Source organism: Stenotrophomonas sp. STEN023 (assembly GCF_056760135.1).
This window is the reverse complement of record NZ_JBRREF010000018.1, coordinates 34,210-56,318: the sequence shown is the minus strand read 5'-3', so window position 1 is coordinate 56,318 and position 22,109 is coordinate 34,210. Positions and strand designations below refer to the sequence as shown.

Sequence of the window (22,109 nt, the reverse complement as noted above, 5' to 3'; positions counted from 1 at the left end):
GCTATAAACCCCAGGCGCGCCGCAGCGCTTTGGCCTGGGGTGTGTCCTGTGAGAGCCAGGGCTCCAGTGCATACACCAGCACATTGCCGGCACCGCTGGCGCGGGCCCAGTCCAGTTGCTGCTGTACGCGGGCGAAGTCGGCGCTCTCAGCGTGGAACTGGCTGCCGTCGCCTGCTGGCGACGGCAGCTGGCGGAACAGTTCGACGATGACATCGAAGGCCACGCCGCGTTGCTTGAACAAGGCCAGCAGCGGCGCCAGCGCGTGATGGTTGTCCTGGCCGGCCACACCAATGCCGTCCTGCACCATCGGACGCAGGCTGGTGCCAGCGAGCACCTGCTGCCACAGAGCGACCAGTGTCCCCTCGGTCGGCAAGCGGCTGAAGTACGTGGAGATGGCGCAGTCGCCACCACGCGCGCTGGCCGCCTGCTGCAGGTCGTGCAGCCAGCCAACCAACAACTGCAGACGCGCAGGTTCGGCCCAGTGGTATTGCTCCAGCTCGTAGGGCAGGTACCAGCCGGCGAAGCGCCGCTGTTGGCTCAGGCTGCTCTGCCCCAGCCAAGCGCGGGCGCGCTGCAGGCTGGCGGCGAAGAAGTCGCGCAGCTGTACTTCATCGCCACCGATCGCCTGCCACCAGCGTTGCTCGAACGGTAGGCCGATACGCACGTTGATCCCCGCGTGATCGGCGGCATTGAACAGCATCGCCATGCTGGTGCCGGACAGTTGCCAATCGCCTTCCGGGCCGCCGAGGATGCCGCCCCACTGCACAACCAACTGGCGGCAGCCGGCGCGTTGGGCGAGCTTCAGCGAGCGCTGCCAGTCCGCCGCGGTCCAGTTCTGGTGGTCGCGCCAGGGCTGCAGGAAGGTGCCATCCACTTGTTCCGGTAGCGAGCAGCCAGGCAGCCCAGCCAGCGCCGCCAAGGCGGGGGCCAGCAAGGCAGCTTGCAACAGGCGGCGGCGGTTGTGCGAGACGGCGGTAGCGGGCGGGGCAGCGGTCATGGGGGCGCAGTCACCGTAAACAGAGACCTGCACATGATCCCAGAGCGTGCCGCCGTTGTGGAGCATGTGTGGATGAAGCGAGTGGGCGGTTCAGCAATGCTTGAGCGGTTGCCATCTGCACGGCTCCTGTGCGGCCGCGCAGATGGGCGGAAGGGCAGAGACCTTACAGGTAGTTGATCGCGACCAGATAGCTGCCGTTGAGTGGATGCTGTGTGGTTGCGAGGTCGTAGTGCTGCGAGAACTGCCTGACCTCGGTTTGTGCGGGTGGTATCAAAACGTCCTGTTCCAGGACGCGGTTGGCGGTGTGCAAGACAATGGTAGCGCCGGTGTCCAGGGAAATCACGCTGACCGTGGCGCCCTGCACCGCACGCGAGCAATCATCCAATCGTAGTTGCTGGTCCGCTTCGAAAAACCCGGCCGCGCATGCAGAACTCGTGATGCGACCGCTGAAGCTGATGGTACCGCCGTCGGCCTGCGCCAAGGCGGCGCTCGAGAGCAATGCAACGCCTGCAAAGAGAGAACGAATCATGGCAGCGCTCCTCGTTTGGGGGCTTCAGTAGGCGCCTGAGCGAGCCAGCTTAGAAGAGGCAACATCACGTTCTGCCCGTGTAGATCACGCACGTTGGGTGATCAGGATCAAATCGCTGCGGAATCAGTACACGGCGGTTTTGCAGATGATTGACTGTGCGGTATCTGTTTTGATTACACCGGCCCGTATCTGTTTACTTCCGTCGGCGATGCACTGCCATAGGCTGTCGGTGGCTTGATTGGAATGGCCAATTGGCAATTTATGTGGAGAGCGTCACATTTGTTCCTGATAACTTTTCGTCCAGTTCTCGAACAGCAGTTGTCGAGTTCTGATCGGGAAGCGAGTCAAGGACCGAGTGTTGCTTCGTTGAATTCCTTGCTTGCCCCGTACCCACTTCCATTCCATCAGGGCAAGGTAATCGCAATGCGCAACGTCAACATCATCGCAGTACTCGTATTGGCCGCCGCGCCGCTCGGCGCGAGCGCAGCCGACGGCACCATCACCTTCAATGGTGAGGTCACCAGCAAGACTTGCACCATTTCCAGCCCACAGGGCAAGGACTTCACCGTAACGCTGCCGACCGTTGGTGCCAATGCATTGGCTGCCAGTGGGCAGGTTGCTGGCCGCACCCCGTTCTCGATCAATCTGACGCAGTGCAGTGCAGGCAACGTGGCAACTTACTTTGAACCGGGTGCCACCGTTGATGCCAGCAGCGGTCGTTTGAACAACACGGCCACCGCCAACGCGGCAACGCTGGTGCAGCTGCAGCTGTTGGGGGACACCAACCTCGCACTGCCGGTGAGAGCTATGGGCGCGAGTCAGGCACAGGACAACTCGCAATGGGTGACCGTTGCAGCAGATGGGTCGGCAGCCTTGAACTACGCCGTCGAATACTACGCCCAGGGTGCTGCTGCACCGGGTGAGGTCACCAGTAGCGTGAAGTACACGATCATCTACAACTGACTGCAGTTGTGTGGGCCCCCGGCCGACGCCTTGTCGGTTGGGGGAGGTAGTTGCGCGAACAGGTGCAGTGGCAGTGATGAAATCCATCTTTCCCAGGGCGCTGTTGATGACAGCGCTTGCGCTTGCATGTGGGCAGCAGGCGATGGCCGGTGTGGTGATCAGCGGAACGCGGGTGATCTATCCGGCGCAGTCGCGCGAAGTAACCGTGCAGGTGAATAACGTTGGCGAGTCCCCCTCGCTGGTGCAGGCTTGGATTGATAGCGGCAACCCGGATCAGACTGCAGAGAACAGCGATGCTCCCTTTCTGTTGACGCCTCCGATCGCGCGTGTTGAACCAGGGCGGAGCCAGGCGCTGCGCGTGATATTTACCGGCGCTGCCTTACCAGCGGATCGCGAATCCCTGTTCTGGCTCAACGTGCTGGATGTCGCACCGTCGCCCCAAGCTGATGGTGAAGAACAGAACTATCTGCAGGTTGCGTTCCGGTCACGGGTCAAATTGTTCTACCGGCCGAAGGGCCTTCCTGAGAGTGCGAATGACGCACCGGGCAAGCTGCGCTGGAGCCGTGCGGATGGGAAGCTGCGGATTGATAACCCGACGCCCTATCACGTGACCTTGGCCGAGGTACACGCCGTTGCGGCGGGTGCAAGCAAGGTCGTTGAGGACAAGGGAACGATGGTCGGCCCGAATCAACAACTGGTGATGGATGCGCCTGGTGCGCTTACGCAAGTGCGCTTCATCACCATCAATGATTACGGTGGAAGAGTGGAAAACGTTGCCAGCTTGGAGGCTGGCGACTGAGGGAGCGCTCGGTGATTGATGAAGCGGATTGTCGCAATCGTTCGGAAGGGATATCGGCGTGATTGAGAGTGGGTTGTCATCGTCAATTCGGAGATGTCTGGGTGCTACGGCACTGGAGGGCTGTGCGCGGCTGTCAATGTCTGTGCTTGTTGCCTGGATGGTTGCGCCATCGGGTGCCCTGGCAGCACCGGCAGCATCGCCGGAACCCAGTGCAAATCTTGGCGAACAGGCGCTGCTGAAAAACGGTGCTTCCGCCAGGCCTGCGGCGCCTGAGCTGGCCCAGTTTGACTCGAACTTTCTCTCGGGATCGGGCACCAAGGTCGATCTGTCCGCTTTCTCCAACGGAAATCCGATGGTGGCGGGCGACTATCGCGTCGACATCTACGTAAATGGCACGTGGAAGGGGCGGCGGGATCTACCGTTCCGCGCCAATGAAAGAGGCGATGTCGGCGCATGCCTGGACATGGCCTTGCTTGAAGAGCTTGGTGTGGATACCGAGCACCTGCCGGTAGCTGATGCCAACCACGGTCCTGAACCGGCATGTACGCAGATACAGGAGCGCATGGTCAATGCTTTCGGTACCTATGACAGTGGAACTCTGCGCTACGACCTGAGTATTCCGCAGGTCAATCTGCGTCATGAGGCGCGCGGTTACGTCAATCCTGCGTTGTGGGACCGTGGGATCAACGCAGGCTTTGTTGGCTACAGCTTCAACATGCTGGATGGGCGGACACGCGGTGCGTTTGGGTCGCGCAATCGCAGTGCCTATCTTGGTCTGAACATGGGGCTCAACCTCGGCGGCTGGCAACTGCGGCAGGACTCCAATCTGACCTGGAACGAAGGTCGTGGCAGCGACTACCAGCGCATCGCTACCTATGCGCAGCGTGGAATCGCTGGTGTGGGTGGCGAGCTCACCATCGGTGAGGCATACACCAGCGGCGAGTTGTTCGACTCGGTTGGTTACCGTGGTATCAGTCTGGTGACTGACGATCGCATGTTGCCCGATTCGCTGCGTGGCTACGCGCCGGTTGTACGCGGCATCGCTGAGACAAACGCGCGTGTGGAGATCCGACAGAACCAGCAATTGATCTATTCCAGCACGGTATCGCCGGGAAGCTTCATCATCGAAGATCTATATCCCACTGGTTACGGTGGTGATCTGGAAGTCAGTGTGATCGAGGCCGATGGCCGCACCCGTTCGTTCAAGGTTCCGTTCGGCGCGGTCGCACAGATGCTGCGGCCAGGGATGTCGCGCTATGCGTTCACGGTTGGCCAAGTGAGCAATGAAAATCTACTGGATGAGCCCTGGTTGGTGCAGGGAACCTATCAGCGCGGTATCGGCAATCGCCTGACGCTCTACGGCGGCGGCCTATTCAGCGATAACTACGGTGCATTGCTGTACGGCGCCGGTTTAGCGACACCGATAGGCGCGCTGTCGTTTGATATGACGCACGCACGGTCGCGCTTTCAGAATGGTCAGGATGCGGTCGGCTCAAGCATGCGCTTGAGTTACAGCAACTTGATTGGTCAGTTAGGCACCAATGTCACCCTGGCGGCATATCGGTACTCCACCCGCGGCTACTACAGTCTGCAGGATGCGATGAATCACCGTGATGCGATATCGCGTGGATTCGACGCGCAGCGGTTTGGGCGGCAGCGCAGCCAGTTCCAGTTGACCCTCAATCAGCCCTTGGCAAAAGGTTGGGGGGCACTGTACATCACCGGGTCGGTACGCGATTTCTACGACATCCCCGGCAACAATGTGCAGTACCAGGTTGGCTACAACAATGCCTGGCGCGCGGTAAACCTCGGCTTCTCGGCAATACGTACCGAGACAGGGTTGCCTGCGGTGCGTGATACCCAGTACTTGTTGAGCATGAGCATGCCGCTGGGTAGGCGTAGCCGTTCGATGTCGCTGAATGCGGATATTGGCATGCGGGATGGTAGTGCACGCAACCAGGCGGGTGGCTATGACAATAGCCGCATTGGTATCAGCGGCTCGGCCGGTGCTGACTACAATTTCGACTATGGGCTGACGTTGGCGGACAGCCGGAGCGGCAGCACCAGCGTCATGGCCACGGCGGGCTATCGTGGCCGCTACACAACACTCAATGGCGCGTATGGCTACTCGGATGACTTCCGCCAGCTGTCGCTGAGTGCCAGTGGCAATGTGGTGATGCATGGTGGTGGGGTTACCTTTGCCCCGTATCGCGGCGACACCATGGTGTTGGTGCACGCTCCGGGAGCGGCCGATGCACAGGTGACCAATGCGCTGGGTCTGCGTGTGGATCGCCGCGGTTATGCAGTGGTGCCGTATGTGTCGCCCTATCGGCTCAATGCCATCACCCTTGATCCCGGCGACATGTCGCGCAGTGTCGAATTGGATTCCAGTAGCCAGTCGGTTGCGCCTTACGCCGGTGCTATCAGTCTGCTGCGATTCCAGACGCGTAGTGGTCGGGCGTTGTTGATCAGCGTGAGAGGCGCGGCGGGGAAATTGCTACCGCTGGGTGCTTCCGTCAAGGATGATCAGGGGCAGCTGGTTGGCTTGGTTGGGCAAGGCGGGCGTCTCTATGTCCGTAGCGAGAACGATAGCGGCAGGCTGCAGATTGAATGGGGAGCGCAAGCGTCACAGCGATGCGTTTTTGACTACCAGGTGGCTGCTGGACAGGGTGAAGAGCAGTCTGGAATGACTTCAGTGGAGACTGTATGTCAGTGATCGATCGATCGATGCGGATGCTCGCTGCAACCATGCTCGCAGCGCTGTCGCTGCTATGTGCTCAGCGTGCATCGGCGGCTTGTCGGGTGAATCCGCTTGTAAGCTTTTTTCCCCAGAATATCGACATCAACCTTGGCGAGATAAGTGTTCCATCGAATCTGCCAGTCGGTGGGGTGATTCTTACGCGCGCATACCCGGTCACTGCGAAGAGTTCGAACACGCTCCTCTGTGATGCAGTTACGCAGCTATCATCACGATTGGTGTTCTATGCGTTTTGGCCGTCAGGTATGGTGCCCGGTTTTACGTCTGTCTTCATGACCGCAGTTCCTGGCATCGGCATGCGGATACGACAAACAGTCATTGTTGGCGGGGGAGGGCAAAGCACGCTGTTCTATCCTGCCGATGTGACCTATTCACCTTTTCAATCACTCGGAATCCCAAGTTCCAACGTGGTTGTGGAGTTGATAAAGACCAATGCAAGTGTTGGCAGTGGACCTGTCGCGCCGAATGGGTTGTTTGCAGGACAGCATGTTTATCATATTGATAGGCCGATAATTTCTCTGAGCATCAGTGGTGGCGGGGGAAACATCAAGCCCGCTACCTGTAAGCCCAGTGCAGGTAGTCAGAATATCGCTGTGAATTTTGGTTCCGTCCCCGCCAGCGTTTTCTCCGGTATGGGTACAGTAGCTGCGAATCGCGACTTCGTCATAGAGCTTGATTGCCAGAGCTCCAGTGCGGTCGGCTCCACTGTCGGCATCCATGTCGATGCTCAGCAGGATGCTTCGAATTTGCCGGGAGTATTGCCGTTGACCGCTTCTGCCGATGCGGCTTCGGGCATAGCCATACAGATGGTTCGACGTGGCGCAGTAGGTGAACAGTCGCTGCGTTTCGGTGAGAACATCGTGCTTGCCACGGGAGCCATGAACGCTGGGGCGCTGGTTTTGCCGTTGCGCGCCCGCTACATCCAGACCAAGACGGGGCCAGTAGGTCCAGGGCGGGCTGGAGGAATGGCGACGTTCGTTATCCAGTACAACTGAGTTGTTGGAGTGCTATCACCGTTCGGCGGGTCTTGAATTGGTATGTCGGGACGATTGCACCCCGTAGCCGGGTGCACGGTCGCCCGCCACGGGGAAAGTGTAGGTGAGCGTGGCTCAGGTAGCCCCGCGTTCTGCCGCGAGTGCGTGTATTGTCGCGTTGTACTCGCCTTGTACTGGTCGGCCTGTCTGCCCAGAGTGAACCCGGCTGGTGCTGTAGCACTCGCGTGCATGGCCGGCTTTGGTAGGCGTGATGTCGTGCGTTGAACCCGACATCAACGATGTAGTCGACACGCCTGATTGCGTGCGATCAAACTTGCAAACGGAGGTGCTTGCCTATGTGCTTGGTTATGCCGATCAAGGTGCCGGCTGTCTGAACTGAATCACCAACTTTCCTGCCAGAAAATCAGCAGGTGCTGCTGCGATGTGGGGCGACAAAGCATCCGTTGTAGCAGTTATCGGTTCCGTGATTTTGACGTGATCTTCAACTTCAGCTGACGTCACGCGTCGGATCGTACTGCATTCAATTTCAGCCTGCGTACGTACGAAATACCTGTGAGCATGTTCGGCCGCGCTGCATGTACAGCGGGGACGGCGCAGGCCTGTACAAAATTGAGGAACCGACTGCTCGCTTGCGTATTGCGCCAGGTGGCAGTCGCCGTTGACGTTGCGGCATCGCTTATCAACCGCTGGTCTGTAGCTGCCTTATGGCCGGCTTTCATGACGATGGAGGCAATATGTCATCAATCCACGAGCTTTCCCGCGCGTTGCGGGCAGCATTGTCTGGTTTTGTGGTGGCTTCGCTGGCACCTGCGGCGCACGCCATGTGTACGTTGAACGCAGGCGCCTTCGCGCCCCAGGACGTACAGATGGACATGGGACAGGTTGTGGTTCTGCCGAGTCTGCCGGTGGGGGGGCTGATCAAGGCGCTGGTGGTGAACATCAATCAGCGTGATCGGATCGCGCAATGCACCGGTATGGGCAGTGCCAATGGCCGTTACGTCAACTCCGCGCAGCAGACATTGTTGGCGGGTTTCAGCAACGTGCATGCGACCGATGTGGCTGGCATCGGCATTCGTGTCTATCGCGATTCCGGCTCCATTCAAACCTTCTATCCGCATACCTTGGCGCTGAATACGGGCGGTGCGGTCAGTCTGATTGGCGGTACCTTCCGGGTGGAGTTGGTCAAGACCGCGGCCGTCACCGGCTCGGGGTTGATTGCCCCTAGTGGCAGGTTCACCACGTATTATTTTGATGGTGATGGCCCGATCAAGCCGCTCCTTGTTTCTACCTTCCGTGGTTCGGGTACTACCGTGGTCAATCCAACCTGCTCGGTGCAGGCCGGTAGTCGTAACATCGTGGTCGAGTTTGGATCGGTGCCTGCCAGCACGTTCAGCGGAGTGGGCACGCATGCGATCAATCGTGATTTCGATATCCGGTTGGATTGCCAAGGCAGCAATGTCGCCGAGTATCAGAGCCGGATTGGGATTCGCCTGGATGCACTGCAGGACAGTTCCAATCTGCCAGGCGTATTGCCACTGACTGCGGTTGCGAACGCGGCCGGCGGTATCGGCATCGAGCTGGTGCAGCGCAATGGGACTGTCGAAAAGGCGGTGCGGTTCGCTGAAACCATTGAACTTGGCGCCAGCGTAGTCGGTACCAGCACCATGAGCCTGCCTTTGCGAGCCCGTTATATCCAGACCCGGGCGGGCAGGGTGACACCCGGCAAGGCCAACGGCGAGGCTACGTTCACGATCCAATACAATTGAGGCACAACTTGGGCGGGGTTCTGCCAATCTTCGCTGGTGTTGACGGTCGCCAGCGGCCCGGTCTGGCGCGCCGCCGGGTTTCGTCGTTGTATGTGGGTTTTCAAGAGATGGCGGAGATTCTCCGCCTCGTTCTAGAATGCCGTCTTGTCATCAAGGGGGCAGTGCATGGGGATGCACGTCAACACCAGTTGCATCAACTGTGATCGCGCCGCTGGCGGCGCGGACCAGAAGTTCTGCCCGGGCTGCGGGCAGCCGACCCCGGCGCACCGCATCGACTGGCATTTCCTGGGCCATGAGCTTGAGCACAGCGTGCTGCACATGGACCGCGGCATCCTGTATTCGCTCAAGCAACTGATGGGCAGGCCAGGGCCCTTGCTGCGGGATTACATCAACGGCAAGCGTGGTAACCAGGTCAAACCGCTGCTGCTGATCACGATGATGTCGGCGGTGGTACTGCTGCTGAATCGCCTGCTCATCGGTACCAGTATCGTTGATGGCGGTGCCACCGAAGCCATGCTTGCAGGCCAGGTGTTGCCGCCGGAGATGCTGCGGTTCATGACTGCTTCGCGTGCCGTTGGCGCTTGGATAGAGTCCAACTTCGCGGCGTTCACGTTGATCTTGCTGCCGGTCGAAGCGTTGGCGTTCTGGCTGGTATTCAGCCGTTACAGCAAACTGAATTATCCCGAGTGGCTGGTGATAACCACGTTGCTGACCGTGCAGACCTTTGTCATCTGGTCTGTGCTGGTGGTGCTGCACCGCTGGTTGCCGCAGACCCAGGCGCTGGCCGGCATGCTTGGGATGATCTACATCGTGGTTTCGCTGGTGCAGTTTTTCCAGCCGCGACCGATATGGTCGACCGTGTGGCGCAGCGCGTTGGCGCTGGGATTGTTCTCGGTGGTCAGCGGAATGCTCGTGTTCGCGGGAACCATCGTCGTCATGGCGCTTGGCTGACCTGCCTGCGTTGGCTGCGCAGGTTCACCGCAATCATTCCAGTGCATACCGCAGCACGAACAGCCCGGCCACCAGCCACACCGCCGGGTGGACCTCGCGCCAGCGCCCGGTACCGGCCTTCAACGCCGCGTAGGCGATGAAACCGAACGCCAGGCCATTGGCGATGGAGTAGGTGAAGGGCATCGCCAGTGCGCAAAGCGCGGCGGGTACCGATTCGGTCAGGTCATCCCACTTCACTTCGACCAGCTCGCGCAGCATCAGCCCGGCGACGAACAGCAGTGCCGGTGCGGTGGCATAGGACGGCACCATTGCCGCCAGCGGCGAGAACAACAACGCTGCCAGGAACAGTGCGGCGACCACCAGTGCGGTCAGCCCGGTACGGCCGCCCACCTGCACGCCGGAGGCGCTTTCGGCAAAGGCGGTGGTGGAGCTGGTGCCCAGCAGTGAGCCAGCGACAATCGCGCTGCTGTCGGCCAGCAAGGCGCGGCTGAAGCGCTTCTTGCCATCTTCCAGTTTCAGCAGCCCCGCACGTCCCAGTACGCCGTACAGCGTGCCGGTGGCGTCGAAGACTTCCACCAGCACGAATACCAGCACCACCTGCAGCAGCACCGCCAGCGGCGCGCCGCCGTCATGGTGCAGCAGGCCGGGTAGATCCAGTTGCAGGAAGGTCGGGGCCAGGCTCGGCGGCAGCGAGACGATGCCCTGGTACTGCACCGAGCCGATCGTCCAGCCAATGCCGGTGACGGCGAGGATGCCGATCAGGATCGCGCCGCGCACCTTGCGCGCTTCGAGGATGGCGATCAGCAGGAAGCCGGCCAGGGCCAGCAGCGGCGGCGCGGTATTGAGCGGCCCGAGCGTGAGCATGGTGTCTTCATTGGCAACGATCACGTTCGATTTCTGCAACGCGATGATGGCCAGGAACAAGCCGATGCCCGCGACAATCGCCGAGCGCAGCGAGGCGGGAATACCGGCCACCAGCCACGCGCGGATACCGGTGAGCGACAGTACCCAGAACACGATGCCGGAGATGAACACCGCCGCCAGCGCCTGCTGCCAGGGCAGGCCGGCAGCACCCACCACGGTGAAGGCGAAGAACGCATTCAAACCCATGCCAGGTGCCATGCCGACCGGATAGTTGGCCGCCAGTGCCATTACCGCCGATCCAATCGCCGCTGCCAGGCAGGTCGCCACGAACACCGCGCCCGGATCCATGCCGGTGGTGCCGAGAATTTCCGGATTGACGAAGACGATGTAGGACATCGTCAGGAAGGTGGTGATACCGGCCAGCAGCTCGGTACGGACGCTGGTGCCGTGCTGTTGCAGTTTGAAGATTCGGTCTAGCAGGGACATGGGGGAATTCCGTGGATTGCAGGCTGTGTCCTCTCGCTGGGTTGGAGAGGGGGCCGGAGCGGGGCTCTGCGCTTGCCTGTGATGCGTGGGCGAGCAGGACTTTGCTATCCCTTCTCCCGCATGCGGGAGAAGGTGCCCCGAAGGGGCGGATGAGGGGGAGCTTCACCCGCTCTTCAGCTCTTTTAGCTTTTTGACAAAAACAAGCGATGCCAATTTCCTGCGCAGAGCTTGCCCTCACCCCAACCCCTCTCCCGTGAACGGGAGAGGGGCTTCAAAGCGCATGGCGCGCTGTCCAGCGCCGTCGCTAAAAGCAGACGGCCGCACTGGGCGGCCGTCTGTCGGGTATTACTTCAGCGCCTTGAAACGCAGGCGCTTGGGACCGGCATCGTCGCCGAGGCGACGCTTCTTGTCCTCTTCGTACTCGCGGTAGTTGCCCTGGAAGAACTCGACGTGCGAGTCGCCTTCGAAGGCAATGATGTGCGTGGCGATGCGATCCAGGAACCAACGGTCATGCGAAATGACGAAGGTGTTGCCCGGGAACTCCAGCAACGCATCTTCCAGCGCACGCAGGGTTTCGATGTCCAGATCGTTGGACGGTTCGTCGAGCAGCAGCACGTTGCCACCCTGCAGCAGGGTCTTGGCCATGTGCAGGCGGCCACGCTCACCACCGGACAGCGAGCCGACCATCTTCTGCTGGTCCTGGCCCTTGAAGTTGAAGCGGCCGATGTAGGCACGCGACTGGATCTCGACACCGTTGATGTTGAGGATGTCCAGGCCGCCAGCGATTTCCTGGAACACGTTGTGGTTGCCGGTCAGCGCGTCGCGGCTCTGGTCGACGTAGGACAGCTTGACGGTCGGGCCGACCACGATCTCGCCCGAATCCGGCTTTTCCTGGCCGGTGATCATCTTGAACAGGGTCGACTTACCGGCACCGTTCGGGCCGATGATGCCGACGATGGCGCCCGGCGGGATGATCATCGACAGGTTGTCGATCAGCAGGCGCTCGCCGAACTTCTTGGAGACGTTCTTGAACTCCATCACCGAGTTGCCCAGGCGCTCGCCCGGCGGGATGAAGATTTCATTGGTCTCGTTGCGCTTCTGGTAGTCGACGCTCTGCAGCTCTTCCAGGCGGGCCAGACGGGCCTTGCCCTTGGTGCGGCCACCCTTGGCATTCTGGCGCGACCACTCCAGTTCCTTCTGGATCGCCTTCTGGCGAGCCTTCTCCTGGTTGTCTTCCTGCTTCAGGCGCTCGTCCTTCTGCTCCAACCACTGGGTGTAGTTGCCCTTCCACGGAATGCCGCGGCCGCGGTCAAGTTCCAGGATCCACTCGGCGGCGTTGTCCAGGAAGTAGCGATCATGGGTGACGGCCACCACGGTGCCGGTGTAACGCGCCAGGAACTGCTCCAGCCATTCCACCGACTCGGCGTCGAGGTGGTTGGTCGGTTCGTCGAGCAGCAGCATGTCCGGCTTCTGCAGCAGCAGGCGGCACAGTGCCACGCGGCGCTTTTCACCGCCGGACAGGTTGCCGATCACCGCATCCCACGGCGGCAGGCGCAGGGCGTCGGCGGCCACGTCCAGCTGGTTCTCCAGCGTGTGGGCATCGCCCGCGGCCAGGATGGCTTCCAGCCGTTCCTGTTCCTTTGCCAGTGCATCGAAGTCGGCGCCTTCCTCGGCATAGGCGTCGTAGATCTTGTCCAGCGCGGCCTGGGCCTGCAGCACTTCGCCCACGCCTTCCTCAACCGCTTGACGCACGGTCTGGGCCGGGTCCAGGCGCGGTTCCTGCTCCAGGTAGCCGACCTTGATGCCGGCCTGCGGGCGGGCCTCGCCCTCGAAATCGGTGTCCACGCCGGCCATGATCTTCAGCACGGTGGACTTGCCGGCGCCGTTCAGGCCCAGCAGGCCGATCTTGGCACCGGGGAAGAACGACAGCGAGATGTCCTTGATGATCTGCCGCTTGGGCGGGACCACCTTGCTGACGCGGTTCATGGTGTAGATGTATTGCGAGGACATGACGTCTCCGTAGCGCACGCCTGCGCCCGGTCCAGTGAGGACAGGGCCAAAGGCAAAAGGGAATCCCCGATTATAACCGGAACCCCGGCGTGGCCGGCGGCGGCAGGTGGGGCGCTTGCTGATTTATGAATGGGAAAGGCCGTAACCGTTTCCAGCCGGAAACCGTTCAGATCAAGTGAGCATTATGGAAACCGTCCACCAACCCAGTGAGGGCCACCCATGAAGATGAACCGCTTTGTTGTCGCTGCGATGACCACCGTATTGGCGTTAGGTGCCACCGCCCCGGCCTTTGCGGCGGGTGACCGTGATGACCACGACCGTGGCCGCCACGGCTGGGATGACCGCGGCAGGGGCCATGATCGCGGCCGTGGCCATGACCGCCACGAGCGTCGGGACGACCGCCGCCACTACGCAAATGGCTACCGTGAGGGCTACCGCGACGCCCGTTACAACGACCGCCGCTACTACGCGCCGCCGCGCGTGGCCTACCGCCCGTATGGTTTCGAGCGCGGCCACCGCTACAGCAACTACTACGGTGGCCCGGTCTATGTGGTCAACGACTACGATCGTTACCACGTGCGCCGCCCGCCCTACGGCCACCGCTGGATCCGTGATGACCGTGGCAACATGCTGATGGTGGCCATTGCCACCGGCATCATTGCCGACATCGTGTTCAATCATTGAGCCAGGCTGCGGCCGGTTCTCTGGAAGGCGCCCCGAGGGGCGCCTTCTTCATTTGCGGGCCGCGATGCTGATTACAGGTGACACTACCCGGTGCCGGGCCGGGGGCTGAAGGAAGCGCTACAATCGACAGCTCCCTCGCCCCCGTACCAGGAGCTGTGATGTTCCCGCGTGAAGCCCGTATCGAGTCCTACGATCCCGAGTTGGCCAAGGCCATTGCCGATGAGTGCCAGCGTCAGGAAGACCATGTCGAGCTGATTGCCAGCGAGAACTACGCCAGCCCGTTGGTGATGGAAGCGCAGGGCAGCCAGCTGACCAACAAATACGCCGAGGGTTACCCGGGCAAGCGCTACTACGGTGGCTGCGAGTACGTGGACATCGCCGAGAAGCTGGCCATCGACCGCCTGAAGCAGCTGTTCGGCGCCGATTACGCTAACGTGCAGCCGCATAGCGGCTCGCAGGCCAACCAGGCCGTGTACTTCGCGCTGCTGCAGCCGGGCGACACCATCCTTGGCATGAGCCTGGCCCACGGCGGTCACCTGACCCACGGCGCCAAGGTCAATGCCTCGGGCAAGATCTTCAATGCGGTCCAGTACGGTGTGAACGAAGCCGGCCTGATCGACTATGACGAAGTCGAGCGCCTGGCGCTGGAGCACAAGCCGAAGATGGTGGTGGCTGGTTTCTCCGCTTATTCGCAGGTCATCGACTGGGCGCGCTTCCGCGCCATCGCCGACAAGGTCGGTGCCTACCTGTTCGTGGACATGGCGCACGTCGCCGGTCTGGTTGCAGCCGGCGTGTACCCGAACCCGATCGAACACGCACACGTGGTCACCTCGACCACCCACAAGACCCTGCGTGGCCCGCGTGGCGGCATCATCATTGCCAAGGGCGCTGGCGAAGAGATCGAGAAGAAGCTGCAGTCGATCGTGTTCCCGGGTATCCAGGGCGGCCCGCTGATGCACGTCATCGCCGCCAAGGCAGTGGCTTTCAAGGAAGCGCTGGAACCGGAATTCAAGGCCTACCAGCAGCAGGTGGTGAAGAACGCCCAGGCGATGGCCACCACGCTGATCGCGCGTGGCTACAAGATCGTTTCCGGCGGCACCCAGAACCACCTCATGCTGGTCGACATGATCGGCAAGGACGTGTCCGGCAAGGACGCGGAAGCCGCGCTGGGCAAGGCCCACATCACCGTCAACAAGAATTCGGTGCCGAACGACCCGCGCTCGCCGTTCGTGACCTCGGGCCTGCGCCTGGGTACTCCGGCCATCACCACCCGTGGTTACCAGGAAGCCGACTGCGTCGCGCTGGCCAACTGGATTGCCGACGTGCTGGACGCACCGGCCGATGAAGCCGTCATCGCCCGCGTGCGTGATGCAGTCAGCGAGCAGTGCCGCAAGTACCCGGTTTATGGCTGATCGGCGCCGGGTGTCAGCGGTTCTTGGCGCCCGTTCTGCCTACAGCTGACCGCATTACCCCGGGTTGGGCGCTTGCCCCGGCCCGGGGTTTGTTGTATCTGCGTTACAGGTTTTCCACGTCGCCTGCGCGGCGCCTGATGTCCAAGGCTTGAAACATGCACTGCCCGTTCTGCCAGCACACCGACACCCGCGTGATCGATTCACGCGTTTCCGAAGATGGCGCCACCATCCGTCGCCGCCGTGGTTGCGAAGCCTGTGGCGAACGTTTCAGCACGTTGGAAACCATCGAGCTCAAGCTGCCGGTCATCGTCAAGAGTGACGGCGGACGCGAAGCCTTTGATGCGCGCAAGCTGCGGGTGGGCTTTGACCGCGCGCTGCAGAAGCGGCCGGTGTCCGAAGAACGCATCGAGGCAGCAGTACGCGCGGTGGTGCACCAGCTGCGCATGTGCGGCGAGCGCGAAGTGCCATCAATCAAGGTTGGTGGCTTCGTGATGGACGAACTGCGCAAGCTCGATCATGTCGGCTATGTGCGTTTCGCCTCGGTCTACCGCAGCTTCGAGGATGTGGCTGATTTCCGCGACGAGATCGAGAAGCTGGAGCGTGATCACTCCAGTGACGAGGATCAGCTGCCGTTGCTGGCGCATGCGCGGGCGGAAGCGGCGCGGGCAAGCAAGGGCGGCAAGCGCTGAGCGGTGTGTTGACTCGGTACGGAGGCCGAAGCGGCGATGCGATCAATAGGGCAGCAGCTTTCACGCAGTGGACTGGTTGTGGCTGCGTTGTGTGTGGCATTGACTGCGCGGGCGCAAGACCACAAGCCGGAGTTGTCCAAGCTGTTGGATGTGGCTGAGCGCGCCCGGCAGGCTGCACAGGAGGCCGTCGGCGGTCTGGATCAGGCTCAGCGCAGGCCATCTTCCTGTGCGGGGGAGGCTTGTACGCCGCAGGCGCTGGCGGGGCGTTATCGCATCGTCGAAGCGGGATTTGCAGGTTCGGTTCTGGACCTGGGCGTTGACGGCAACTATGTGCTGCAGTTGGCGATGCTTCCCATGCCGCGCAGCTCGAAAGGTCAATGGTCGCTGGAGGACGGCATGCTGTTGCTGTATCCGCGCGATGAGCTCGCCGACAGCGTGCAGTTGGTGCCGTATGAAGCCCGGTCGGCGGAGCGCGCGCAGTTGCAGCAGTTGCTTGCCGACCTGCAACAGGCACACCCGGACCCGGCTGATCGCAGCGATCACGGCGAGCTCGAGGAACTGCAGGCGCAACTGGCGGACACGCACGTCGCTGGCAGGCCGCTGTACGTGAATCTGCTCGATCCAATGAGCGGCGTGGCCAGCGACGGCGTGCAGGTGGTGTTGGAGCTGGCCCAGGGTGAGCTGGCCGCTGAAGGCGAGTTGGCTGGGGGGAATACCTATCGGTTCCCGTCGCCGACACCGGGGCAGGTGGTGACTGGCCTGCGTTTGCATTTCTCTGGCAGTGGGGCGTCGCTGCGTTTGCCGCTGCAACCGCCGCTGCGGCCCAGCTACCAAGTGCTGTTCGATGGCTGCGCGATAGGCATGTGCGAGTCGGAGACGATGGGCTTGGTGCTGGAGCAGGCGGAGGGTGGCGTACGCTTTGCTGCCTGGGGCGTTGGCGTGTTCCAGCCAGTGAACGACTAGTTGTTTGGATGTACAGGCCGCCAAGGGCGGCCGCGTGAGTTGAATCCGATGAAGATCATCAATCTGCAGGACCGGCGCGAACTGCTGCCGGCAATCGCCCTTACCCATGTGCAGGCCTTCGGCACGTTGTTGCCGGACTGGACCGTAGCGCAGGCCGAGGCCGAGCTGGCCGCGCAGCAACGCGATGGCATCCCCTGCAGTTGGCTGGCCGAAGATGCCGATGGCTGGTTGGGCTCGGTCAGCCTGCTGCATGACGATCACGAGCAGATCCGTGGTTGGTCGCCATGGCTGGCATCGCTGTATGTGGGCCCCGCGGCGCGCGGCAAGGGTGTGGGGGCTGCCTTGGTAGCGCATTGCGTGGCGCAGGCGGCGGCGTTTGCGGTGCCGGTGTTGTACCTGTATTGCGAGGCGCCGATGGTGGCTTGGTACCGCAGCCTGGGATGGCGGGTGCACACCGAGCTGCAGTTGGGGCCGCTGGCAGTCACGGTGATGGCGATGGATACCGGGCACACCTGAGTTGCGCCGGGGCAGCGGTCCTGACATCGCTGCGCATACACTTGTCTGCGACCGCTTCCGCAATGGTGGCGGCTGTACTCGCAATGAGGTTCCAGCCATGAGTCAATTCACCGCCACCGATCACCTGTTGATGGCCCGCGCGCTGCGCCTTGCCGAGCGTGCCGCCTGGACCACGCGGCCCAACCCGATGGTGGGCTGCGTGGTTGCACATGGGGAGGAGGTGGTGGGCGAGGGCTGGCATCAGCGCGCTGGTGGGCCACATGCCGAGGTGTTCGCCCTGCGCCAGGCAGGTGAACGAGCACGTGGCGCGACTGCCTACGTCACCCTGGAGCCCTGCGCGCATTACGGGCGCACGCCGCCGTGCGCTTTGGCCTTGATCGATGCCGGCGTCGGCCGGGTAGTCGCGGCGATGGCCGATCCCTTTCCGGATGTCGATGGCGGCGGCTTTGCGTTGCTGCGGCAGGCTGGCATCACCGTCGAAGTGGGCTTGATGGCAGCGCAGGCGCGCGAACTCAATCGCGGTTTCCTGTCGCGCATCGAGCGTGGCAGGCCGTTCCTGCGGGTGAAGCTTGCCGGTAGCCTGGACGGGCGCACGGCAATGGCGAATGGCGAATCAAAGTGGATCACCGGTGAAGCTGCGCGCGCCGACGTGCAGCAGTGGCGCGCGCGTGCTGCGGCGATTCTGACCGGTGCGGCCACGGTGCTGGCGGATGATCCGTTGTTGACCGCGCGACCGGATGCGGGCGAATTCCTGCCGCCATTGCGGGTGGTATTGGATGCACGCTTGCGCACATTGGAATGCAAGCGCGTGCGCGAAGGCGATGCGCCTACCTTGTATCTGCATGATCCGGCGTTGACCGCACCCAGCTTGGACGGTGCGGAGTTCGGTACTGTGCGTGTGCAGGATGATGGCCGGCTTGATCTGGGCGAAGTGATGTCGCTGCTGGCTGCGCGTGGCATCAACGAAGTCCATGTCGAAGCCGGGCCAACTTTGTGTGGTGCCTTGCTCAAGGCTGGATTGGTGGACGAGCTGCTGCTGTACATGGCACCGCTGCTGATGGGCGACGGCGCAAGGCCACTGCTGGCAGGCTTGGGCATTGAGGCCATGGCGCAGGCGCAGCGCTTGCAGTTGCTGGACACCCGCATGCTGGGTCAGGATCTGCGCCTGCTGCTGCGGCCGGAATAAAACCAGTCTGCAGTTGTAGGAGCGGCGTAAGCCGCGAAGCACATGCATCATCAGATCGCACCAACAACAAGGTGTTTCACCAATGCCAGCTTCGCGGCTGACGCCGCTCCCACAAAGCGTTGCAGGTGCGGGCCACGGTACCGCGCAAAAAAAAACGGGGGCCTTTCGGCCCCCGCTGCATTAAACCCGGTAGTGCCGGATCAGAAACTGGCGCGCACGCCGACCGAGTACTGGGCGAGATCACCCAGCCACTGGCCTTCAGCAACAATGCCCCAGGTCTTGTTGAACTTGACCTGGCCGCCCAGCACGCCGACGAACTCGGTGTCCAGGTCGCTGCCATCGATGGCGCCGCCCTTGACCCAGGCTTCGGTACGTGCCGACGGCTTGCCGCGCAGACCCAGAGTCACGCGACCAGCGCTGGTGTGGCCCTTGTAGCGGCCGTCATCGTTGAGCGAGTTACTGATTTTTTCATCCACGTTCATGCGCAGCCACGCGATGTCGGCGGTGAAGTCGATGCGGTCGCTCATGTTCATGTGATAACCGGCGCCCAGTTCCGGCAGGCCCAGCTTGTGCTTGAAGCGCACGCCGTCAACCGTATACGTGTCGGAGACACGCGAGTAGCCAGCGAACAGGTTGACCTTGTCAGCGATATCGAACGAGCCGCGCAGGTAGGCGCCGTCCAGGCTTGGGTCATTGCGTTCATTGCTGTTGATCTGGACCTGGGTCCAGCCTGCCTCGGCGTAGGTGTAGCTCAGCTCGTCGGCAGACGCGGCAACGGGTGCGGCAGCCAGCATGGCGGCCAGAATCAGGGTCTTGCGCATGGAATCCTCTTAGACGTGATGTCCGTGTCGACCAGCCCATTGCGGACCGGGACCGCAACGTCATGTCGCGGCGGGCTGCAGTCTAACGATGTTTTTACATATGACAAGCTGCGCTTGCTCGCAGCCGTTGGATGCATTCAGCGGTTTCGCGGGATTTCGTTCGTCTCCGAGAGCCGTTGTTGCAAGCGTTCTTGGCCGAAATTCCATGTGATGCCGAAGGCTTCGCAGTTGTCTCTACTGTGATTTTCGCAGAAAACTTCCAGAGCAATCCTATTACCAGATGCCCTGATTCCACCTACTTTGTGCGCGCTCAAGGATGAGCAACAGTGCTCTGAGGTAGTAATCGTCTTGAAGGTTGAAAGTGCATTGTTCCTCTGTGTTGCGCTGCTCTGGTTTGTGGCCGCTGCCATGTCGGCCGGGCCGGAGCCAACGATGATTGGCTTGGGCAGCGTGTTCGCGCTGGTGAGTATTGGCAGCTTTTTCAGGCCCAGGCGCTAGCGGGGCGCTCGTCGGCTGATGGGGTGGTCACCGACACCAGTGGCAGGATGCTCCCAGCGCCTTCTGTTCCAGCGCTGCCAGCCCGTTCCATCGGTGGGAAGCACTTGTTCAGCTGGGTCAGGGGCTTCACGCGACCGGCGCTGATACAATCACCGCGCCGGTTCGCCGGCACATACAAACGTCTTCAGGGCGGGGTGCAACTCCCCACCGGCGGTAGGTGCATTGGTCCCGAAAGGAGCGCTGCATAAGCCCGCGAGCGCTCCAGCCAAGGCCACGCAAGCGTGTGGCTGCCCGGCAGGAGGTCAGCAGATCCGGTCAGATGCCGGAGCCGACGGTCATAGTCCGGATGAAAGAAGACGGTGTTTCGGGCCCTTTGCGGGGTCCGTGCGCCTGTTTGCCTTGCGGCGTTTTTCGCTCACATATCGCGGAGAACGTTAGTGTTTACTGGAATCATCGAAGGCGTCGGCCGTCTGGCCGCACGCGAACCCATCGGCGGCGATGTCCGCTTCACTTTCGCCGTCGGCAGCCTGCCGTTCGAGCAGGTGCAGATGGGCGAAAGCATCGCCGTCAACGGTGTCTGCCTTACCGTCATCGACTTCGACGACAGCAGCTTCAAGGCTGATGCCTCAACCGAAACCCTGGACCTGACCACGCTTGGTGGTCTGGCCGAAGGTGCCGTGATCAATCTCGAACGTGCCATGCGGCCGACCGACCGCTTGGGCGGTCATCTGGTCAGTGGCCACGTCGATGGCCTCGGCAAGGTGCTGTCCATCCACGAGGATGCACGCGCGCTGCGCTGGCGCTTCGCCGCACCCAAGCCGCTGCTCAAGTACATCGCCAAGAAGGGCTCGATCTGCGTGGATGGCGTCAGCCTCACCGTCAACGAAGCCGATGACGAAGGCTTTGAAGTGGCACTGATCCCGCACACCGTCGCCAATACCGCGTTCTCCGCCACTGGCGTGGGCAGTGCGGTGAATCTGGAAATCGATCTGGTCGCCCGTTATGTCGAGCGCCTGCTGGGCCAAGGAGCCGCACAATGAATTTCGCCCCCGTTCCCGAACTGCTGGAAGAGATCCGTGCCGGTCGCATGGTGGTCATCGTCGATGACGAGGACCGCGAGAACGAAGGCGACCTGATCATGGCCGCCGAGTTGGTCAAGGCGTCGGACATCAACTTCATGGTCACCCACGGCCGCGGCCTGGTCTGCCTGCCGCTGACCCGTACGCGCGCGGCCGACCTCGGCCTGGCGCCGATGGTGCAGGCCAATACCGCGCAGTTCCAGACCAATTTCACGGTCAGCATCGAAGCCGCCGAGGGTGTCACCACCGGCATCTCCGCGCATGACCGTGCCCACACCATCCGCACCGCGGTGAAGCCCAACGCCAAGCCGTCGGACCTGCACCAGCCAGGCCATATCTTCCCGCTGATCGCGCAGCCGGGCGGCGTGCTGACCCGTGCCGGTCATACCGAAGCCGGCGTCGATCTGGCCATGCTGGCCGGGCTGGAACCGGCTGGCGTGCTGGTGGAAATTCTCAACCCCGATGGCAGCATGGCGCGCCGCCCGGAGCTGGAGGTGTTCGCCCGCGAGCATGGTTTGAAGATGGGCTCGATCGCCGACCTGATCGCCTATCGTCTGGCCACCGAGCACACCGTCGAGCGCGTGGACGAGCGCGAGATCGATACCGAGTTCGGCGCCTTCAAGCTGGTCACCTACCGCGACCGCATTGCCAACGACCTGCATTTCGCCCTGGTTCGCGGCACCCCGGACAAGGACACGCCAACCCTGGTGCGGGTGCAGGTGGAGAACCCGCTGGCCGACCTGCTGCATTGGCGCCGTGACGACTTCGGTGTGGCCAATACCGATGCACTGCGGGCCATCGACGCCGCCGGGACCGGCGTGATGGTGGTGCTGTCGGCCCCGCGCGACACCAATTCGTTGCTGGCCCGCCTGCGCCAGCAGCCGGCGCCGGTCACTCCGGGCAAGGACAAGGACGTGGGTCAATGGCGCCGCAACGGTGCCGGCGCGCAGATCCTGTCGGACCTGGGCCTGGGCAAGTTGCGCGTGCTCGGCACCCCGCGCCGGCAGGTCGGCCTGGCCGGTTACGGGTTGGAAATCGTCGAAACCGTGCAGCCCTGAGCCCTCGGCCTGACCTGGAAGCCCGGCTGGACCGGGCTTCCAGCAGCTTTCCGCGTCGCGGGTTAAGCCCCCGCACGTTAGACTT

The 22,109-nt window shown here is 62.2% G+C and carries 19 protein-coding genes and 1 riboswitch; of the genes, 14 read left to right on the top strand and 5 right to left on the bottom strand.

The features are described 5' to 3' along the window. Position 1: 1 nt before the first annotated feature. Together ACVOLV_RS07690 and ACVOLV_RS07685 are read right to left on the bottom strand one after the other, a co-directional pair. The gene (locus tag ACVOLV_RS07690; protein WP_481553850.1) at positions 2 to 997 is read right to left on the bottom strand and encodes a DUF4434 domain-containing protein; all 996 of its coding nucleotides are present in this window, start codon (positions 995 to 997) and stop codon (positions 2 to 4) included. A 163-nt stretch (positions 998 to 1,160) separates the two neighbouring features. Beyond that, positions 1,161 to 1,526 carry a hypothetical protein gene (locus tag ACVOLV_RS07685; RefSeq protein ID WP_481553849.1) on the bottom strand — a complete coding sequence of 122 codons (366 nt, stop codon included), beginning with the start codon at positions 1,524 to 1,526 and terminating at the stop codon, positions 1,161 to 1,163. A gap of 423 nt (positions 1,527 to 1,949) precedes the next feature. Here ACVOLV_RS07685 and ACVOLV_RS07680 point away from each other — a divergent pair, with 423 nt between their 5' ends. The 6 genes from ACVOLV_RS07680 (at position 1,950) to ACVOLV_RS07655 (ending at position 9,758) form a co-directional block, all read left to right on the top strand. Continuing rightward, positions 1,950 to 2,489 carry a fimbrial protein gene (locus tag ACVOLV_RS07680; RefSeq protein ID WP_481553848.1) on the top strand — a complete coding sequence of 180 codons (540 nt, stop codon included), beginning with the start codon at positions 1,950 to 1,952 and terminating at the stop codon, positions 2,487 to 2,489. A gap of 76 nt (positions 2,490 to 2,565) precedes the next feature. Further along, positions 2,566 to 3,288, top strand: a complete 723-nt coding sequence (locus tag ACVOLV_RS07675) for a fimbrial biogenesis chaperone (protein WP_481553847.1) — start codon at positions 2,566 to 2,568, stop codon at positions 3,286 to 3,288. Between the two features lie 136 nt (positions 3,289 to 3,424). Further along, positions 3,425 to 6,004 carry a fimbria/pilus outer membrane usher protein gene (locus tag ACVOLV_RS07670; RefSeq protein ID WP_481553846.1) on the top strand — a complete coding sequence of 860 codons (2,580 nt, stop codon included), beginning with the start codon at positions 3,425 to 3,427 and terminating at the stop codon, positions 6,002 to 6,004. Further along, a complete protein-coding gene (locus ACVOLV_RS07665) occupies positions 5,995 to 7,041 on the top strand; it encodes a fimbrial protein (protein WP_481553845.1) in 1,047 nt (348 codons plus the stop codon). The genes ACVOLV_RS07670 and ACVOLV_RS07665 overlap by 10 nt, the downstream gene beginning before the upstream one ends. A gap of 734 nt (positions 7,042 to 7,775) precedes the next feature. Beyond that, on the top strand, positions 7,776 to 8,807 hold the full coding sequence (locus ACVOLV_RS07660; protein ID WP_481553863.1) for a fimbrial protein: 1,032 nt from the start codon (positions 7,776 to 7,778) through the stop codon (positions 8,805 to 8,807). Between the two features lie 165 nt (positions 8,808 to 8,972). Next, entirely contained in the window at positions 8,973 to 9,758 is a 786-nt protein-coding gene (locus ACVOLV_RS07655; RefSeq protein WP_481553844.1) for a DUF3667 domain-containing protein, read from the top strand. A 33-nt stretch (positions 9,759 to 9,791) separates the two neighbouring features. Here the strand turns inward: ACVOLV_RS07655 and ACVOLV_RS07650 are convergent, their stop codons facing one another. Both ACVOLV_RS07650 and ettA read right to left on the bottom strand, forming a co-directional pair. Then, positions 9,792 to 11,108, bottom strand: coding sequence for an NCS2 family permease (locus tag ACVOLV_RS07650; protein WP_481553843.1), 1,317 nt, complete (start codon positions 11,106 to 11,108; stop codon positions 9,792 to 9,794). 345 nt (positions 11,109 to 11,453) lie between these two features. Then, complete coding sequence (gene ettA / locus ACVOLV_RS07645; RefSeq protein WP_303748868.1) at positions 11,454 to 13,118, bottom strand: energy-dependent translational throttle protein EttA; 1,665 nt, start codon at positions 13,116 to 13,118, stop codon at positions 11,454 to 11,456. Between the two features lie 219 nt (positions 13,119 to 13,337). Here ettA and ACVOLV_RS07640 point away from each other — a divergent pair, with 219 nt between their 5' ends. From ACVOLV_RS07640 to ribD, 6 genes are all read left to right on the top strand, one after another. Next, complete coding sequence (locus ACVOLV_RS07640) at positions 13,338 to 13,802, top strand: RcnB family protein (protein WP_481553842.1); 465 nt, start codon at positions 13,338 to 13,340, stop codon at positions 13,800 to 13,802. A gap of 158 nt (positions 13,803 to 13,960) precedes the next feature. Beyond that, positions 13,961 to 15,214 carry a serine hydroxymethyltransferase gene (gene glyA, locus ACVOLV_RS07635; RefSeq protein ID WP_481553841.1) on the top strand — a complete coding sequence of 418 codons (1,254 nt, stop codon included), beginning with the start codon at positions 13,961 to 13,963 and terminating at the stop codon, positions 15,212 to 15,214. 155 nt (positions 15,215 to 15,369) lie between these two features. Further along, a complete protein-coding gene (gene nrdR / locus ACVOLV_RS07630; RefSeq protein ID WP_481553840.1) occupies positions 15,370 to 15,903 on the top strand; it encodes a transcriptional regulator NrdR in 534 nt (177 codons plus the stop codon). Positions 15,904 to 15,939: 36 nt separating this feature from the next. Next, a complete protein-coding gene (locus ACVOLV_RS07625) occupies positions 15,940 to 16,866 on the top strand; it encodes a hypothetical protein (RefSeq protein WP_481553839.1) in 927 nt (308 codons plus the stop codon). 48 nt (positions 16,867 to 16,914) lie between these two features. Next, positions 16,915 to 17,382, top strand: a complete 468-nt coding sequence (locus ACVOLV_RS07620; protein ID WP_481553838.1) for a GNAT family N-acetyltransferase — start codon at positions 16,915 to 16,917, stop codon at positions 17,380 to 17,382. A 97-nt stretch (positions 17,383 to 17,479) separates the two neighbouring features. Continuing rightward, positions 17,480 to 18,568: a bifunctional diaminohydroxyphosphoribosylaminopyrimidine deaminase/5-amino-6-(5-phosphoribosylamino)uracil reductase RibD gene (gene ribD / locus ACVOLV_RS07615; protein WP_481553837.1), complete on the top strand. Its 1,089-nt coding sequence runs from the start codon at positions 17,480 to 17,482 to the stop codon at positions 18,566 to 18,568. A gap of 200 nt (positions 18,569 to 18,768) precedes the next feature. Here ribD and ACVOLV_RS07610 read toward each other — a convergent pair whose 3' ends face one another. Further along, a complete protein-coding gene (locus tag ACVOLV_RS07610; protein WP_481553836.1) occupies positions 18,769 to 19,389 on the bottom strand; it encodes a hypothetical protein in 621 nt (206 codons plus the stop codon). A gap of 674 nt (positions 19,390 to 20,063) precedes the next feature. Continuing rightward, positions 20,064 to 20,249: riboswitch (FMN riboswitch) on the top strand. Positions 20,250 to 20,324: 75 nt separating this feature from the next. Between ACVOLV_RS07610 and ACVOLV_RS07605 the strand changes: the two genes are divergently transcribed. Further along, positions 20,325 to 20,927 (top strand): riboflavin synthase, encoded by a 603-nt coding sequence (locus ACVOLV_RS07605; protein ID WP_481553835.1) that lies wholly within the window; start codon positions 20,325 to 20,327, stop codon positions 20,925 to 20,927. Further along, the gene (gene ribB / locus ACVOLV_RS07600) at positions 20,924 to 22,024 is read left to right on the top strand and encodes a 3,4-dihydroxy-2-butanone-4-phosphate synthase (protein WP_481553834.1); all 1,101 of its coding nucleotides are present in this window, start codon (positions 20,924 to 20,926) and stop codon (positions 22,022 to 22,024) included. The genes ACVOLV_RS07605 and ribB overlap by 4 nt, the downstream gene beginning before the upstream one ends. The last annotated feature ends 85 nt before the right edge of the window (positions 22,025 to 22,109 follow it).

What these genes read in the sequence shown, in the direction of transcription:
- ACVOLV_RS07660 (WP_481553863.1), top strand. Translation starts at nt 7,776, where the DNA reads ATGTCATCAATCCACGAGCTTTCCCGCGCGTTGCGGGCAGCATTGTCT.
- ACVOLV_RS07650 (WP_481553843.1), bottom strand. Translation starts at nt 11,108, where the DNA reads ATGTCCCTGCTAGACCGAATCTTCAAACTGCAACAGCACGGCACCAGC.
- nrdR (WP_481553840.1), top strand. Translation starts at nt 15,370, where the DNA reads ATGCACTGCCCGTTCTGCCAGCACACCGACACCCGCGTGATCGATTCA.
- ACVOLV_RS07685 (WP_481553849.1), bottom strand. Translation starts at nt 1,526, where the DNA reads ATGATTCGTTCTCTCTTTGCAGGCGTTGCATTGCTCTCGAGCGCCGCC.
- ACVOLV_RS07610 (WP_481553836.1), bottom strand. Translation starts at nt 19,389, where the DNA reads ATGCGCAAGACCCTGATTCTGGCCGCCATGCTGGCTGCCGCACCCGTT.
- ACVOLV_RS07690 (WP_481553850.1), bottom strand. Translation starts at nt 997, where the DNA reads ATGACCGCTGCCCCGCCCGCTACCGCCGTCTCGCACAACCGCCGCCGC.
- ACVOLV_RS07680 (WP_481553848.1), top strand. Translation starts at nt 1,950, where the DNA reads ATGCGCAACGTCAACATCATCGCAGTACTCGTATTGGCCGCCGCGCCG.
- ACVOLV_RS07665 (WP_481553845.1), top strand. Translation starts at nt 5,995, where the DNA reads ATGTCAGTGATCGATCGATCGATGCGGATGCTCGCTGCAACCATGCTC.
- ACVOLV_RS07670 (WP_481553846.1), top strand. Translation starts at nt 3,425, where the DNA reads ATGTCTGTGCTTGTTGCCTGGATGGTTGCGCCATCGGGTGCCCTGGCA.
- ACVOLV_RS07620 (WP_481553838.1), top strand. Translation starts at nt 16,915, where the DNA reads ATGAAGATCATCAATCTGCAGGACCGGCGCGAACTGCTGCCGGCAATC.
- ettA (WP_303748868.1), bottom strand. Translation starts at nt 13,118, where the DNA reads ATGTCCTCGCAATACATCTACACCATGAACCGCGTCAGCAAGGTGGTC.
- ribD (WP_481553837.1), top strand. Translation starts at nt 17,480, where the DNA reads ATGAGTCAATTCACCGCCACCGATCACCTGTTGATGGCCCGCGCGCTG.
- ribB (WP_481553834.1), top strand. Translation starts at nt 20,924, where the DNA reads ATGAATTTCGCCCCCGTTCCCGAACTGCTGGAAGAGATCCGTGCCGGT.
- ACVOLV_RS07640 (WP_481553842.1), top strand. Translation starts at nt 13,338, where the DNA reads ATGAAGATGAACCGCTTTGTTGTCGCTGCGATGACCACCGTATTGGCG.
- glyA (WP_481553841.1), top strand. Translation starts at nt 13,961, where the DNA reads ATGTTCCCGCGTGAAGCCCGTATCGAGTCCTACGATCCCGAGTTGGCC.
- ACVOLV_RS07625 (WP_481553839.1), top strand. Translation starts at nt 15,940, where the DNA reads ATGCGATCAATAGGGCAGCAGCTTTCACGCAGTGGACTGGTTGTGGCT.
- ACVOLV_RS07655 (WP_481553844.1), top strand. Translation starts at nt 8,973, where the DNA reads ATGGGGATGCACGTCAACACCAGTTGCATCAACTGTGATCGCGCCGCT.
- ACVOLV_RS07675 (WP_481553847.1), top strand. Translation starts at nt 2,566, where the DNA reads ATGAAATCCATCTTTCCCAGGGCGCTGTTGATGACAGCGCTTGCGCTT.